Raw genomic sequence first — 15,849 nt, forward strand, 5'->3', positions numbered from 1 at the left:
CGCTCCCCACCATCGAGCTACCGGACCTACCGGTCGTCGGGGACCTGGGGGGCCTGCTCCGGCCCGGCACCGACTACGCCACCGAGGTCGACCCCGAACGCGGGCCGACCCTGGGGCAGCTCTCGGCGGCGTACGACGCCTCGCTGGTCGCCCTGCTGGTGCCCGCCCTGGTCGTCCCGGAGACCACTGACGACGGAAGGGCGGCCCGATGATCACCCGCCGCACCAAGGTCCAGCTGATGGTCTTCGTGGTCATCACGCTGCTGGGCGTGTCGTTCGTGGGCATGCGCTACGCCAAGCTCGACCGACTGATCGTGGACCGCTCCTACGAGGTCACCGCCCACTTCAGCGACTCCGGCGGTGCCTTCGCCGGCAGCCAGGTGACCTACCGCGGGGTCAGCGTCGGGAGGGTCGAGCGGCTGGTGCTGACCGACGAGGGCGTCGACGTCGTCCTCAAGATCGACAACGAGCACGACGACATCCCGGTCGACTCACGGGCCCTGATCGGCAACGGGTCCGCGGTCGGTGAGCAGTACGTCGAGCTCCAGCCCCAGAGCGACGACGGGCCCTACCTCGACGACGGCGACGACATTGCCATGGCGGACACGCAGATCCCGATCGCCACCGAGACCCTGCTCTCCAACCTGTCCACGACCGTGGAGTCGGTCGACAAGGACGCGCTGCGGACGACCGTGGACGAGTTCGCGAAGGCGTTCGCCGGGTCGGGCGAGGACCTGCAGCGGATCATCGACTCGGGCAACTCGTTCCTCGAGACGGCGGACGCCAACTTCGACGTGACCACGGCGCTCATCCGCGACAGCAACACCGTCCTCAACGGACAGATCGCCTCGGAGGACGCGCTGCGCAACTTCGCGACCGAGCTCGCCGGCTTCAGCACCGTGCTGGCGGGCGCCGACGCCGACGTCCGCCGGCTCATCGAGACCGGGTCGACGTCGACCATCGAGCTCCGCGACTTCATCGAGACCAACCGGGTCGAGCTCGGCTCGCTGTTCAACAACCTGGTGACGACCGGCAACATCGTCGTCAAGCACCTCGACGGCATCAAGCAGGTGCTCGTCATCTACCCCTACGTGGTCGAGGGCGGGTTCACCGTGGTGTCCAAGAGCCCCGACACCGGTCTCTACGACGCGCACTTCGGACTGATCATCAGCGAGACCGCCCCCTGCACCGAGGGCTACGGGGGCACGGACAAGCGGCCGCCCTCGAACGGCGAGAACCGTCCCATGAACGAGGACGCGCGGTGCACGGAGCCCGCCACCCAGAGCAACCCGCGCGGCGCCCAGCACGCACCGCAGCGGGCGGCGCCCGGCTACGACGCGCCGGTCGTCGGCTCCTTCGACCCGGAGACCGGGGAGTTCGCCTGGGGCGACGTCGACCCGCTCCTGGCGTCGACCGGTACCGTGGCCCCGCAGACGCTCGGAGAGGAGTCGTGGAAGTGGCTGTTCCTCCAGCCCCTGATGACGGCTCAGGAGTGACGGAGGACAGCAGCACCCACGACGGGGCCCGCGGGCCCGCGACTGCGGCCGGGTTCCGGCTGGTGCTCCTGATCGTCCTGAGCGCCGTGCTCGTCCTCTCCGTCGGCACCTTCGTCGGCCTGGCCGTGACCGGGGAGTCCAGCCCCACCGACATCGTCGGCGGCGGGGACGACGCCGCCGAGCAGGACGAGGCCGACCGCCAGGCGGTGATGTCGCAGGCGCAGCAGTTCATCCTGCGGGTCAACACCTACGGCCCGGACCTCCTCACCGACGACGGGACGATGCCGGCCTACCGCGAGCAGGTGCTCGAGGTGATCACGGACAAGTTCGCGGCCAGCTTCGAGGAGAGCGTGCCCGCGGCGGAGTCCACGGTCTCCCAGGCCGGCTTCGCCCGGACCGCCGAGGTGTTCGGCGCCGGGGTCTCGGTCATCGACCGCGACTCGGCGACCGCCCTGGTCGCCGGATCGTTCACCAACTCCTACCCGGTCGACCCGGAGGACCTCGAGGGTGAGCGCCAGGAGGACCTGCCGCTGCCGTTCCGGGTCCGCGTCGAGCTCGTCAAGGTCGGCGGCGAGTGGCTCGTCGACGGGTTCGCGCCGGTCACCGGCGAGGACGAGGCGCCCGTCGGGTCGCCCTCCTCGACGCCGACGGGCACCGACACCCCGTCGCAGGAGGCGACCCCGTGACCGCCCCCAGCCCGAGCTGGTACGACGTCCTCGGCGTCGACCAGGACGCCTCGGCCGACGACATCCGGGCCGCGTGGAAGAGCGGCATCGCCGACCTGGACCCGACCCACCGGCGGTTCCGGCTGCTCAACCAGGCCGCCGAGGTGTTGCTGGATCCGGAGCAGCGGGAGGCCTACGACCAGGCGCTGACATCTGAAGCGAGCGCAGCGAGCGAGGACGTCGAGCCGGCGGTGGTGGAGGAGGTCGCGCAGCGACCGTCACGAGACCAGGTGACCGACGCTGGGACCGAACCACGGACGGCTCCGCGAGGGAAGCGCGTCGTCCCCGCGTGGCTGCTCGCCGGCCTGGCCCTGGCGATCGCGATCTTCGTGGGCCTCAGCATCTGGCAGGCCACGCAGAACGACGACCCGGGGAGCGGGGCGGCCTCGTCGGACCTGACGTCGTCGGACGCCCGGGACGCGCAGGTGGCGGCCGAGAAGGCCGCGGTCGCGATCCTGGCCTACGACTACCGCGACCTCGAGGGCTCGCACGACGCGGCCGTGCCCTACATGACCGAGGACTACCGGGAGAAGTACGAGCAGCTGTTCGAGGTGATCGAGCAGAACTCGCCCAACACCAAGACCATCGTGCGTGCCGAGCTGGTCGCGTCGGCGGTGGGTCTGGTCGGCGAGGACCGGATCCAGGTGCTGGTGTTCGTCAACCGGCCCACCCTCAACGCCGACCTCACCGAGCCCGAGATCTCCAAGGACCAGGCGACCCTGACGATGGTCGAGGTCGACGGAGAGTGGCTGGTCGACGACATGACCACCACGCTGCCCGAGTCCTGAGCGCCCCGCGCCAGGCGCGGTCGTCCCCAGGCTCACCGGCGATCCGCTTGACCTGGATGGCGCCGCCCCTCATGATCATGGGACGTCGCGCGGGCGAACCGCTAGTGCGGTGTTGAAGCCTGCCCCCTGCTGCGCTATCGTGGGTCCTTGCGCCTGCCCTCAGATACCTTCGTCCTGCCCGGATGGACGACGCGGTGGTCGGTCGGCGCCACTCACCTGCGAGTTCCGCATAAGGACACGTCTTGGCCGCGCGCAACACCCCCGGTAACACCCGCACGAACTCCTCCGGCAGTCCCCGCCGCATCTCCTTCGCGAAGATCCAAGAGCCTCTCGAGGTCCCGCAGCTTCTCTCCCTCCAGACCGACAGCTTCGACTGGCTGATCGGCAACGAGGCGTGGGACGCAGCGGTCGAGCGCCGTCGTGGCGAGGGCGAGGACGTCTCGAGCAAGTCCGGTCTGCAGGAGATCTTCGAAGAGATCTCCCCGATCGAGGACTTCAGCGAGACCATGTCGCTCTCCTTCGAGGACCCGGTCTTCTACGACCCCAAGTACACCGTCGACGAGTGCAAGGAGAAGGACTTCACCTACTCCGCTCCGCTCTACGTCTCGGCGGAGTTCACCAACAACGACACCGGTGAGATCAAGGGCCAGACGGTCTTCATGGGCGACTTCCCGCTCATGACCGACCGCGGCACCTTCATCATCAACGGCACCGAGCGCGTCGTCGTCTCCCAGCTGGTCCGGTCGCCAGGCGTCTACTTCGAGCGCACCGCCGACAAGACGTCCGACAAGGACATCTACACCGCCAAGCTCATCCCGAGCCGCGGTGCCTGGCTGGAGTTCGAGATCGACAAGCGCGACATGGTCGGGGTCCGCCTCGACCGCAAGCGCAAGCAGAACGTCACGGTCCTGCTCAAGGCCCTGGTGGCCGTCGCCGAGGACATCGGCGAGGAGTACGACTACGAGGCCGTCATGGCCCAGCTCCGCGAGTTCGAGTCGATCCGGCTCACCGAGGAGAAGGACCACACCGTCGGTCCCGACGACGCGCTGCTCGACATCTACCGCAAGCTGCGCCCGGGCGAACCGCCCACCCGCGAGGCCGCGCTGACCCTGTTGAAGAACTACTACTTCAACCCCAAGCGCTACGACCTGGCCAAGGTCGGCCGCTACAAGATCAACAAGAAGCTCGGCCTGCTCGAGGCGTTCGACAAGCAGACGCTGACCATCGCCGACGTCGTCGCCGCGATCAACTACATCTGCTCGCTGCACGAGGGTCGCGAGGAGATCCAGGCACCCCAGGGCCCCCTGGAGATCGCCGCCGACGACATCGACCACTTCGGCAACCGCCGGATGCGGACGGTCGGCGAGCTCATCCAGAACCAGCTCCGCACGGGCCTGGCCCGCATGGAGCGGGTGGTCCGTGAGCGGATGACGACGCAGGACGTCGAGGCGATCACGCCGCAGTCCCTGATCAACATCCGCCCGGTCGTCGCGGCGCTGAAGGAGTTCTTCGGCACCTCGCAGCTCAGCCAGTTCATGGACCAGACCAACCCGATCGCGGGCCTGACGCACAAGCGTCGCCTCTCCGCGCTCGGCCCGGGCGGTCTGTCCCGCGACCGGGCCGGCATGGAGGTCCGTGACGTCCACCCGTCGCACTACGGCCGGATGTGCCCGATCGAGACCCCTGAGGGTCCGAACATCGGTCTGATCGGCTCGCTGGCGTCCTACGGGCGGATCAACCCGTTCGGGTTCGTCGAGACCCCCTACCGCCGGGTGGTCAAGGGCCGGGTCACCGACGAGGTCGACTACCTGACCGCCGACGACGAGGACCGCCGCACCGAGCGGGACGGGAAGCAGGTCGACGTCGTCATCGCCCAGGCCAACGCCGGTCTCGACGACAAGGGCAAGTTCACCGAGGAGCGCGTACTGGTCCGCCAGCGCAACGGTGAGGTGTCCGAGGTGCCGGCCGACGAGGTCACGCACATGGACGTCTCGCCGCGCCAGATGGTGTCGGTCGCGACCGCGCTGATCCCGTTCCTGGAGCACGACGACGCCAACCGCGCGCTCATGGGTGCCAACATGCAGCGCCAGGCGGTGCCGCTGATCCGCAGCGACTCGCCGCTGGTCGGCACCGGCATCGAGTACCGCGCCGCGGTCGACGCCGGCGACGTGCTGGTGGCCTCGGCCGCCGGTGTGGTCAAGGACGTGTCCGCCGAGGTCATCGAGACGATGAACGACGACGGCACCTACTCGACGTACAAGCTGGCCAAGTTCCGCCGGTCCAACCAGGGCACCTGCATCAACCAGCGCCCGCTGGTCAGCGAGGGTGACCGGGTCGAGGTCGGCAGCCCGATCGCCGACGGTCCGTGCACCGACAACGCCGAGATGGCGCTGGGCACCAACCTCCTCGTGGCGTTCATGCCGTGGCAGGGCCACAACTACGAGGACGCCATCATCCTCAGCCAGCGCCTGGTGCAGGAGGACATGCTCACCTCGATCCACATCGAGGAGCACGAGGTGGACGCCCGGGACACCAAGCTGGGTCCCGAGGAGATCACCCGCGACATCCCCAACGTCGGCGAGGAGATGCTGGCCGACCTCGACGACCGCGGCATCATCCGCATCGGTGCCGAGGTCACGACCGGCGACATCCTGGTCGGCAAGGTGACGCCCAAGGGCGAGACCGAGCTGACCCCTGAGGAGCGGCTGCTCCGCGCGATCTTCGGTGAGAAGGCGCGCGAGGTCCGCGACACCTCGATGAAGGTGCCGCACGGTGAGTCCGGCACGGTCATCGGCGTCCGGGTGTTCGACCGCGAGGACGGCGACGAGCTGCCTCCGGGCGTCAACCAGCTGGTCCGCGTCTACGTGGCGCAGAAGCGCAAGATCTCCGTCGGCGACAAGCTCGCCGGACGCCACGGCAACAAGGGCGTCATCGCGAAGATCCTGCCGATCGAGGACATGCCGTTCATGGAGGACGGCACCCCGGTCGACGTGGTGCTCAACCCGCTGGGTGTGCCGCGCCGGATGAACATCGGCCAGATCCTCGAGCTCCACCTCGGCTGGCTCGCCAAGCAGGGTTGGGACATCAACCTCTCCGGCGACAAGGAGAGCGCGGAGTGGAAGCAGCGCCTGATCAAGATCGGCGTCGACAAGGCCGAGCCGGGCACCAAGGTGGCCACGCCGGTCTTCGACGGTGCTCGTGAGGACGAGATCATCGGGCTGCTCGGGTCCACCCCGCTCAACCGCGACGGCATCCGGATGATCGACAACACCGGCAAGGCCAACCTGTTCGACGGCCGCTCCGGCGACCCGTTCCCGGAGCCGGTGGCGGTCGGCTACATGTACATCCTCAAGCTGCACCACCTCGTGGACGACAAGATCCACGCGCGCAGCACGGGTCCGTACTCGATGATCACCCAGCAGCCGCTCGGCGGTAAGGCCCAGTTCGGTGGCCAGCGCTTCGGTGAGATGGAGGTCTGGGCGATGGAGGCGTACGGCGCCGCCTACGCCCTGCAGGAGCTCCTGACCATCAAGTCCGACGACGTGCCGGGTCGCGTCAAGGTCTACGAGGCGATCGTCAAGGGCGAGAACATCCCCGACTCCGGCATCCCCGAGTCGTTCAAGGTGCTCGTCAAGGAGATGCAGTCGCTGTGCCTGAACGTCGAGGTCCTGAGCCAGGACGGCAGCTCGATCGAGCTTCGTGACGCGGAGGAGGACGTCTTCCGCGCCGCCGAGGAGCTCGGCATCGACCTGTCCCGTCGCGAGCCCAGCTCGGTCGAAGAAGTCTGAGCGTCGGTGGTACGCCGGCCTGGCCGGCGTACCACCAGTTCCAACCCCAGCTCAGTCCCCAGCCACACACACAGAACTACCGAAGGACAGCAGCCATCGTGCTCGACGTGAACTTCTTCGACCAGCTTCAGATCGGCCTGGCCACTGCGGAGGACATCCGCACGTGGAGCCACGGCGAGGTCAAGAAGCCGGAGACCATCAACTACCGCACGCTCAAGCCCGAGCGTGACGGCCTCTTCTGCGAGAAGATCTTCGGTCCCACCCGGGACTGGGAGTGCTACTGCGGCAAGTACAAGCGGGTGCGCTTCAAGGGCATCATCTGCGAGCGCTGCGGCGTCGAGGTGACCCGCTCCAAGGTCCGCCGCGAGCGGATGGGCCACATCGAGCTGGCCGCCCCGGTCACCCACATCTGGTACTTCAAGGGTGTCCCCAGCCGGCTCGGCTACCTGCTCGACCTGGCGCCGAAGGACCTCGAGAAGGTCATCTACTTCGCCGCCTACATGATCACCTCGGTCGACGAGGACGCCCGCCACCGCGACCTGGAGTCGCTGGAGAACAAGGTCGGGCTGGAGCGCGAGCGCCTGCAGAAGCGCATGGACTCGATGCTCGACGAGCGGACCAAGAAGGAAGAGGCCGACCTCGCCGAGCTCGAGGCCGAGGGCGCCAAGGCCGACGCCAAGCGCAAGGTCCGGGACGGCGCCGAGCGCGAGCGCGTCCAGATGCGCCGTCGCGGCGAGGCCGAGATCGCCCGTCTCGAGGAGGTCTGGAGCACCTTCAAGGCGCTCAAGGTCCAGGACCTCATGGGCGACGAGATGCTCTACCGCGAGATGAAGAACTGGTTCGGCAAGTACTTCGAGGGCCACATGGGGGCCACCGCCATCCAGAAGCGGCTCCAGGACTTCGACGTCGAGGGCGAGGTCGAGTCGCTGCGCGAGACGATCGCCACCGGCAAGGGCCAGCGCAAGGTCCGTGCCCTCAAGCGGCTCAAGGTCGTCGACGCGTTCCGCAAGACCGGCAACAAGCCCGAGGGCATGGTCCTCGACGCCGTCCCGGTCATCCCGCCGGACCTGCGCCCGATGGTCCAGCTCGACGGTGGCCGGTTCGCCACCTCCGACCTGAACGACCTCTACCGCCGGGTCATCAACCGGAACAACCGGCTCAAGCGGCTGCTCGACCTGGGCGCGCCCGAGATCATCGTCAACAACGAGAAGCGGATGCTCCAGGAGGCCGTCGACTCGCTGTTCGACAACGGCCGCCGCGGTCGTCCCGTCACCGGTCCGGGCAACCGGCCGCTGAAGTCGCTGTCCGACATGCTCAAGGGCAAGCAGGGCCGGTTCCGCCAGAACCTGCTCGGCAAGCGCGTGGACTACTCGGGCCGTTCGGTCATCGTCTCCGGCCCGCAGCTCAAGCTGCACCAGTGCGGTCTGCCCAAGATGATGGCGCTCGAGCTGTTCAAGCCCTTCGTGATGAAGCGGCTGGTGGACCTCTCGCACGCGCAGAACATCAAGTCCGCCAAGCGGATGGTCGAGCGTGCGACGTCCGGGCTCTCGCGCTACGCGATGGTCTGGGACGTCCTCGAAGAGGTCATCATGGAGCACCCGGTGCTGCTCAACCGGGCACCGACGCTGCACCGCCTCGGCATCCAGGCCTTCGAGCCGCAGCTGATCGAGGGCAAGGCCATCCAGATCCACCCGCTCGTCTGCGGCGCGTTCAACGCCGACTTCGACGGTGACCAGATGGCGGTGCACCTGCCGCTGTCAGCCGAGGCCCAGGCCGAGGCCCGGATCCTGATGCTGTCGACCAACAACATCCTCAAGCCGTCGGACGGCCGCCCGGTGACCATGCCCTCGCAGGACATGATCATCGGCCTCTTCTGGCTGACCACCCAGCGTGGCCAGGCGCTCGACCCGCACGACACCAAGAACGAGCGCGTCCGGTCGTTCTCGTCCCCGGCCGAGGCGATCATGGCCTTCGACCGCGGGGAGATCACCCTCCAGAACGAGGTGCGGATCCGTCTCGACGACGTCGTGCCGCCGCTCGAGTGGGACCTCACCGACTGGGAGGAGGGTCGCTCGATCACGGTCAGCACGACGCTGGGCCGGGCGCTCTTCAACGAGACGCTGCCCGCCGACTACCCGTACGTCAACTACGAGGTCGGCAAGCGCGCCCTGGGTGCCATCGTCAACGACCTGGCCGAGCGCTACACCAAGGTCGAGGTCGCCGCGTCCCTGGACGCGCTCAAGGACGCCGGCTTCCACTGGGCCACCCGCTCGGGCGTCACCGTGTCGATCGACGACGTGACCACCCCGCCGGACAAGGTCGAGATCCTGTCCGAGTTCGAGAAGCAGGCCGCCAAGGTCCAGCAGCAGTTCGAGCGCGGTCTGGTGACCGACGACGAGCGCCGCCAGGAGCTCATCGAGATCTGGACCGAGGCCGCCTCGCGGGTCGGGAAGTCGATGGAGGCCAACTTCGACAAGACCAACTCGATCTACATGATGGTCGACTCGGGTGCCTCCGGGAACATGAACCAGATCCGGCAGGTCGCCGCGATGCGTGGTCTCGTGGCCAACCCGAAGGGCGAGATCATCCCGCGGCCGATCAAGTCGAACTTCCGCGAGGGCCTCACCGTGCTGGAGTACTTCATCGCCACGCACGGCGCCCGGAAGGGGCTGGCGGACACCGCGCTGCGGACCGCCGACTCCGGCTACCTCACCCGTCGTCTCGTCGACGTGTCGCAGGACGTCATCATCCGTGAGGACGACTGCGGCACCGAGCGCGGCCTCGACAAGGTGATCGGTGTCCGGGACGCCGACGGCACCGTCCGCAAGGACGACAACGCCGAGACCGCGGCGTACGCCCGCACCTCGGCCGTCGACATCCTCCACCCCGACACCGGCGCCGTGCTGGCGACCGCGGGCGAGGACCTCGGTGACGTCAAGATCGGTGAGCTGGTCGCGGCCGGCATCGAGACGGTCAAGGTCCGCTCGGTGCTGACCTGCGACGCCAAGACCGGGACCTGCGCGAAGTGCTACGGCCGTTCGCTGGCCACCGGCAAGCTCGTCGACATCGGCGAGGCCGTCGGCATCATCGCGGCCCAGTCGATCGGTGAGCCCGGCACGCAGCTGACGATGCGTACCTTCCACACCGGTGGTTTGGCCTCGGCCGACGACATCACGCAGGGTCTGCCCCGCGTGGTCGAGCTCTTCGAGGCCCGCTCGCCCAAGGGCGTCTCGCCGATCACCGAGGTGGCCGGCCGGGTCGAGATCGAGGAGACCGACAAGGCGCGCGTCGTCCGGGTCACCCCCGACGACGGCTCCGAGGTCCAGGAGTACCCGGTCAGCCGGCGCTCCCGCTTGCGGGTCGGCGACGGCGACCACATCGAGGTCGGCGACCAGCTCGTGGTCGGTACCCCGGACCCCAAGGAGGTGCTCCGCATCCTCGGTGTCCGCAAGACCCAGCAGCACCTCGTCGACGAGGTGCAGGCGGTCTACCGCTCGCAGGGCGTGGCGATCCACGACAAGCACATCGAGATCATCGTGCGGCAGATGCTGCGCCGGATCACGGTGCTGGAGTCCGGCGACACCAACATGCTGCCGTCGGACCTCGTGGACCGGGGCCGCTTCGAGGAGGAGAACCGTCGCGTGGTCTCCGAGGGCGGCAAGCCGGCCTCGGGTCGCCCGGAGCTCATGGGCATCACCAAGGCCTCGCTGGCGACCGAGTCGTGGCTCTCGGCGGCCTCCTTCCAGGAGACCACCCGGGTGCTCACCGACGCGGCCATCCACGGTCGCTCGGACTCGCTGCGCGGTCTGAAGGAGAACGTGATCATCGGCAAGCTGATCCCGGCCGGAACCGGCCTGGAGCGGTACCGGAACATCCGGGTCGAGCCCACCGAGGAGGCCCGCGCCGCGGCCTACTCGGTCACCGGCTACGACGCCTACGACTACGAGTTCGGTGGCGGCCAGGCGGTCGCCCTGGACGACTTCGACTTCGGGAGCTATCAGAACTGACTGCACGCAGAGGGGCCCCGCCGCGAGTCAGCCACAGGCTGACGAGCGGAGGGGCCCCTCTGCTGCATCTTCTGGGACGGGCGGGTACCGGAAGTCGCATGGGTGAGCACGAGAAGACGGACGTGACCGAGGCCGACCGGCTCGCGAGCGCGGGTGCCGAGACCGGGGCGAAGCCGGACCGGGACGAGGTCGGGCCCGTGTCGGGTGGGGACGACGACTCCGACGCCGGCGGCGACGACGGCCGGCTCAGCACGCAGCCGGGCGCGGACCCGGCCGACGCGGAGGAGATCGAGGAGGAGCGGCAGGAGCGCCTCGACCCGGACAACCGGCCCGAGGACGCGGAGGTCGACAACACCGACCGGGAGTTCGACGCGACGAAGGGCCTGTACACCGACTCCGAGGGCTACGAGCAGGCCGACGAGCGGTTCCCGCCGATGGGCGAGCAGGGCGCCTGAGCCCCTGGACCCACCGGTTCAGGCGCGGAGCCGGCGGTTGACCTGGTCCGGCGCGAACTCGTGGTCGACCACGAGCCTGGTGAGGCCCACGACGGCCGCGTTCTCGGCCAGGGTGCCGAGCTGGAGCTGCAGGTGCCGGGTGGCCCGCGGCAGCGCGGACCGGTAGAGCGTCTCCCGGATCCCGGCCAGCAGAGGCGCGGAGGCGAGGGCGCCGCCGATGAGCACCACCTCCGGGTTGAGCAGGCAGACGACCGTCGCCATCACCTCACCGATGTGCCGGCCGGCCCGCTGGGCCAGCCGGGCCGCGTCCGCGTTGCCCGCCCGCAGCAGCTCGCCGACCTCGTGGCCGGACGTCGCCGGGAAACCCAGTGAGGTGAGCTCCGCGGCGAGGGCGCGACCGCTGGCGAGCGCCGCGAGGCACCCCTGCATCCCGCACTGGCACACCGCGTCCGACCCGGGGGCCACCCGCACGTGGCCGATGTCGCCGGCGCCGCCGTCCGCCCCGGTGTAGAGGCGCCCGTCGATGACCAGGCCCGTGCCGATGCCGGTGGAGACCTTCACCAGGACCAGCGAGCGGACGCCGGCATGGCCGGCGGCGTACTCACCGAGGGCCGCGGCGTCGGCGTCGTTGGCGGTCAGGACGGGGACGCCGGGCAGGGTGGCCTGGAGGTGCTCGACGACCGGGTAGGCGTCCCAGCCCGGGAGGATCGGGGGCTGGCTGGGCCGGCCCGACTCCGGGTCGACCGGGCCGGGGAGGCTGAGACCGGCGCCGCACAGGTCGCCCACGGCGACGTCGTGCTTGTCCAGGAGCGCCGTCATGGCAGTGGCGATCTGGTCGAGTACGACGGAGGGCCCGGCCTGCACGGGCACGTCGATCTCGGTGTCGGCCACGATCCGGCCGCCGAGGTCCGTGACCGCGATCCGCGTGTGCGTGGTGTCGACCGCGGCGACCAGCACGTGCGCCTGCGAGGAGTTGAACACCAGGCTGCGCCGGCGCCGGCCGCCGGTGGCCTCCCCGGTCTCGCCCTCGACGACCATCCCTGCCCCGAGGAGGGCGTCGAGCCGCTGGGCCACGGTCATCCGGGACAGGCCGGTGATCTCCAGGACGTCACCCCGGGTGCTGGCCCGGCCCAGCCTGATCAGCTCGAGGATCTCGCCGGGACCGGTGGGCACGCCGACATGCTAGCGAAGTGCGTAACAACTGGACATCAAATGCTTGACAGTTGTGTGACATAGGTCCAGGGTCTTGACAAAAGTGTCAGCCCAGACCGGAGGCCCCATGTCCACACACCGCACCCGTCGCGCCCGGGCTGCTGCCCTGCTCGCCACCGCGACGACGCTGGCCGCCGCGCTCACCGCGTGCGGCTCCGACGACGACGAGGGTGGCGGCGGGGGCGGGGACGCCGACTCGATCACCGTCTGGATCGTCGAGGACCTCCCCGACCGGGTGGCCGCGACGCAGGCGATCGTCGACCAGTTCACCGCGGAGTCCGGCATCGAGGTCGAGCTCACGCCCGTGGCCGAGGACCAGTTCAACCAGATCCTCACCTCCAACGCCGCCGCCGGCGACCTGCCCGACGTGATGGGCGCCATCCCGCTCGGTGCCCTCCGCACGTTGTCGGCCAACGAGCTCCTCGACACCGACGCGGTCGCCGACGTCCTCGACTCGCTCGGCTCCGACACCCTCAGCGAGAGCTCGCTCGAGCTCACCTCCGACGACGGCACCGCGCTGGGCGTGCCCAGCGAGGCCTGGGTCCAGCTCCTCGTGTACCGCAAGGACCTCTTCGACGCGGCCGGCCTGGCCGTCCCCGAGACCTACGACGACGTGCTCGCCGCCGCCGAGGCGCTGGACAGCGACGAGGTGGCCGGCTTCGTCGGGGCGAACGTGGCCGGCGACGCCTTCACGGCGCAGACCTTCGAGGAGATCGGTCTCGGGAACGGCTGCGAGATGGTCGACGACGAGGGCGAGGTCACCTTCGACAGCGACGAGTGCGTCGAGGCCATGGACTTCTACGGCCAGCTGATCACGGACTACTCCGTCGAGGGCGCGCAGGACGTCGACACCACCCGAGCGACGTACTTCGCCGGGCAGGCCGCGATGATCATCTGGTCCAGCTTCATCCTCGACGAGCTGGCCGGGCTGCGGAACGACGCCGCCCCGACCTGCCCCGAGTGCGGCGACGACCCGGCCTTCCTCGCCAAGAACAGCGGCGTGGTCACCGCCATCCAGGGACCGTCGGGCGAGCCGGCGACCTTCGGCGAGGTCACCTCGTGGACGATCCCGGCCGAGGCGGCGTCCGACTCCGCGAAGGAGTTCGTCGAGTACATGATGACCGACGGCTACGAGCCGTGGATCGCCATCGCCCCCGAGGGCAAGATCCCGGTCCGGGCCGGCAACGAGGCCGGTGGCACCGAGTACGCCGAGGCGTGGGCCGGGATGGACGTCGGGGTCGACACCAAGGCCCCGCTCTCGGACTTCTACGGCCCCGAGGTCATCGACGCCCTCACGTCGGGCACCGAGACCCTCAGCCGCTGGGCCCTCCCGCAGGGCCAGGGCGACCTGCTCGGCGCGATCCAGGGCGAGCAGCCGATCGCCAACGCGGTCAACGAGGTCGCCAACGGCACCTCGCCCGAGGATGCGGTCGCCTCGGCCGCCGAGGCCATCAGAGCGGCCGCGGACTCGCTGTGACGTCGAGCGGACCCACCGCTCCCGCCGGGGTGGCGGCCCAGGCACCGGACCCGGTGCCGGCCGACCGTAAACCCCGGCGGGGGCGGTCCGCCCGCGCCCGGGAGGACCGTCGCACCGGGTACGCCCTGATCGCGCCCACCGCGGTCATCGTCTTCACGATGGTGGTCCTGCCGATCCTCTGGACCATCTCGCTGGCCTTCCAGCAGGTGCGGCTGCTCAACCTCCGCACCACCGGCTTCATCGGCGACTACAGCCTCGACAACTTCGAGAAGGTGCTCACCTCCCCGGGGTTCGTGGACGCGCTCGTGACGACGCTCGTCTACTCGGTGGCCGGCACGGCCTGCGCCATCGGGCTCGGGCTGGTGGCGGCGCTCGCCCTGCGCAGGCCTTTCCGCGGCCGAGGCCTGGTCCGGGCCTGCATGCTCGTCCCGTACGTGGCGCCGGTGGTCGCGGCGGCGTTCGTGTGGACGACGATGCTCAACCCGCAGTTCGGCGTGGTCAACCACTACGGCACCACGCTGCTCGGCTGGGACGACCCGATCGCGTTCCTGAGCTCCGGCGAGCCGGTGACGGTCCTGGGCCTGGACCTCCACGTCAGCAAGTCGCTGCTGACGGTGGTGCTGTTCGAGGGATGGCGCTCGTTCCCGTTCGCGTTCCTCTTCCTGACCGCCCGCATCCAGGCGATCCCCGACTCCCTCGACGAGGCGGCGCTCATCGACGGGGCGACGCCGTCGCAGCGGTTCCGCCACATCGTGCTGCCGCAGCTGCTCCCGACGATCGCGGTGCTCACCGTGCTGCGGTTCATCTGGACGTTCAACAACTTCGACGACATCTACCTGCTGACCGGTGGCGGCTCCGGCACGCAGGTCGTGGCCGTGCGGGTCTACGACTACCTCATCAACCGCGGCGACATCGGTGCCGCCGCGGCGATGGCGCTGGTGCTCGCCGCCATCCTCGCGGTGCTGGTGACCGCCTACCTCAAGATCTTCGGCCGGCAGGAGGAAGTGGCATGAACACCCTCAGCCGCGACACGGTCGAGCGCCGGGTCCTCGGCGTGCTGCGTCCGCTCGTCATCGCCTTCCTGCTGGTGATCACGATCTTCCCCTTCTACTACATGGTGGTGCTGTCCTTCCGCCCGCTCGACGCGGTGCTCCAGGACCCCGGCGCGCTGTGGCCCCAGCCGGGTGAGATCGACTTCGGCACCTATCGCGACGTGCTCGCCTCCCAGGCCGACGGGGGGCAGGGGTTCCTCACCTTCATCAAGAACAGCTTCATCGTGGCGATCGGCACCGTCGTGCTCACCCTGCTCGTCGCGATCCCCGGTGCCTACGCCGTCAGCCGGCTCGACTTCTTCGGGCGCCGCCAGATCAGCGCGGTGTTCCTCGGCGTCTACTTCTTCCCGGCGATCCTGCTGGCGATCCCGCTGTTCGTCTTCTTCACCCGGATCCAGCAGCGGGGCACGCTGGTCGGCCTGCTGGTGGTGTACGTCGCGCAGGTGGCCGCGGTGTCCATCTACATGCTGCGCAACTACTTCGACACGATCCCGGCGAGCCTCGAGGAGGCGGCCGCGATCGACGGCTGCACCCGGATCCAGGCGATGCGGCACGTGAGCCTGCCGCTGGCACTGCCGGCCATCGCGTCCAACGCGCTGTTCGTCTTCATGATCGCCTGGAACGAGTTCCTCTTCGCGCTGCTGTTCCTGGTCGAGAACCGGCCGAACTGGACCGTCTCGCTGGGTCTGTCACAGCTGGCGGGCAGCATCGAGGTCCCCACCACCGTCCTGATGGCCGGCTCCGTGATCCTCACGCTGCCGATCATCGTGCTGTTCTTCCTCAGTGAGCGCTGGCTGGCCGGGGGACTCACCGCGGGTGCCGAGAAGGGCTGACCCGCCCACCCCACCCC

Annotated in this window: 11 protein-coding genes; 10 read left to right on the top strand and 1 reads right to left on the bottom strand. The window is 69.3% G+C overall.

Going from position 1 to position 15,849, the window contains the following annotated elements:
* From JHD21_RS13280 to JHD21_RS13310, 7 genes are all read left to right on the top strand, one after another.
* Window positions 1-212, top strand: a 212-nt coding sequence (locus JHD21_RS13280) for a hypothetical protein (protein ID WP_292676034.1), incomplete at its 5' end; no start/stop codon positions are given.
* Window positions 209-1,495 (top strand): MlaD family protein, encoded by a 1,287-nt coding sequence (locus JHD21_RS13285; RefSeq protein WP_292676036.1) that lies wholly within the window; start codon window positions 209-211, stop codon window positions 1,493-1,495. The genes JHD21_RS13280 and JHD21_RS13285, both read left to right, overlap by 4 nt.
* On the top strand, window positions 1,492-2,181 hold the full coding sequence (locus tag JHD21_RS13290; protein WP_292676037.1) for a hypothetical protein: 690 nt from the start codon (window positions 1,492-1,494) through the stop codon (window positions 2,179-2,181). The genes JHD21_RS13285 and JHD21_RS13290 overlap by 4 nt, the downstream gene beginning before the upstream one ends.
* Complete coding sequence (locus JHD21_RS13295; protein WP_292676039.1) at window positions 2,178-3,008, top strand: DnaJ domain-containing protein; 831 nt, start codon at window positions 2,178-2,180, stop codon at window positions 3,006-3,008. The genes JHD21_RS13290 and JHD21_RS13295 overlap by 4 nt, the downstream gene beginning before the upstream one ends.
* A gap of 242 nt (window positions 3,009-3,250) precedes the next feature.
* Window positions 3,251-6,796 carry a DNA-directed RNA polymerase subunit beta gene (rpoB, locus tag JHD21_RS13300; protein ID WP_292676041.1) on the top strand — a complete coding sequence of 1,182 codons (3,546 nt, stop codon included), beginning with the start codon at window positions 3,251-3,253 and terminating at the stop codon, window positions 6,794-6,796.
* Between the two features lie 98 nt (window positions 6,797-6,894).
* Window positions 6,895-10,803, top strand: coding sequence for a DNA-directed RNA polymerase subunit beta' (locus JHD21_RS13305; protein WP_292676043.1), 3,909 nt, complete (start codon window positions 6,895-6,897; stop codon window positions 10,801-10,803).
* A 98-nt stretch (window positions 10,804-10,901) separates the two neighbouring features.
* Window positions 10,902-11,258: a hypothetical protein gene (locus tag JHD21_RS13310; RefSeq protein WP_292676045.1), complete on the top strand. Its 357-nt coding sequence runs from the start codon at window positions 10,902-10,904 to the stop codon at window positions 11,256-11,258.
* Window positions 11,259-11,276: 18 nt separating this feature from the next.
* On the opposite strand, the gene JHD21_RS13315 is transcribed toward JHD21_RS13310, so the two are convergent.
* Complete coding sequence (locus JHD21_RS13315) at window positions 11,277-12,431, bottom strand: ROK family protein (protein ID WP_292676047.1); 1,155 nt, start codon at window positions 12,429-12,431, stop codon at window positions 11,277-11,279.
* 106 nt (window positions 12,432-12,537) lie between these two features.
* Between JHD21_RS13315 and JHD21_RS13320 the strand changes: the two genes are divergently transcribed.
* Genes JHD21_RS13320 through JHD21_RS13330 form a run of 3 tightly spaced genes read left to right on the top strand, consistent with a single transcriptional unit; the run spans window position 12,538 to window position 15,832 of the window.
* The gene (locus JHD21_RS13320; protein WP_292676049.1) at window positions 12,538-13,947 is read left to right on the top strand and encodes an extracellular solute-binding protein; all 1,410 of its coding nucleotides are present in this window, start codon (window positions 12,538-12,540) and stop codon (window positions 13,945-13,947) included.
* Window positions 13,944-14,960, top strand: a complete 1,017-nt coding sequence (locus JHD21_RS13325) for a sugar ABC transporter permease (protein WP_292676051.1) — start codon at window positions 13,944-13,946, stop codon at window positions 14,958-14,960. Before JHD21_RS13320 ends, JHD21_RS13325 begins: the two co-directional genes overlap by 4 nt.
* Window positions 14,957-15,832: a carbohydrate ABC transporter permease gene (locus JHD21_RS13330; protein WP_292676053.1), complete on the top strand. Its 876-nt coding sequence runs from the start codon at window positions 14,957-14,959 to the stop codon at window positions 15,830-15,832. The genes JHD21_RS13325 and JHD21_RS13330 overlap by 4 nt, the downstream gene beginning before the upstream one ends.
* Window positions 15,833-15,849: the final 17 nt, after the last annotated feature.

Origin of the sequence: Nocardioides sp. (genome assembly GCF_016462705.1) — a bacterium.
In the GTDB taxonomy this organism is placed as follows: Bacteria; Actinomycetota; Actinomycetes; order Propionibacteriales; family Nocardioidaceae; genus Nocardioides.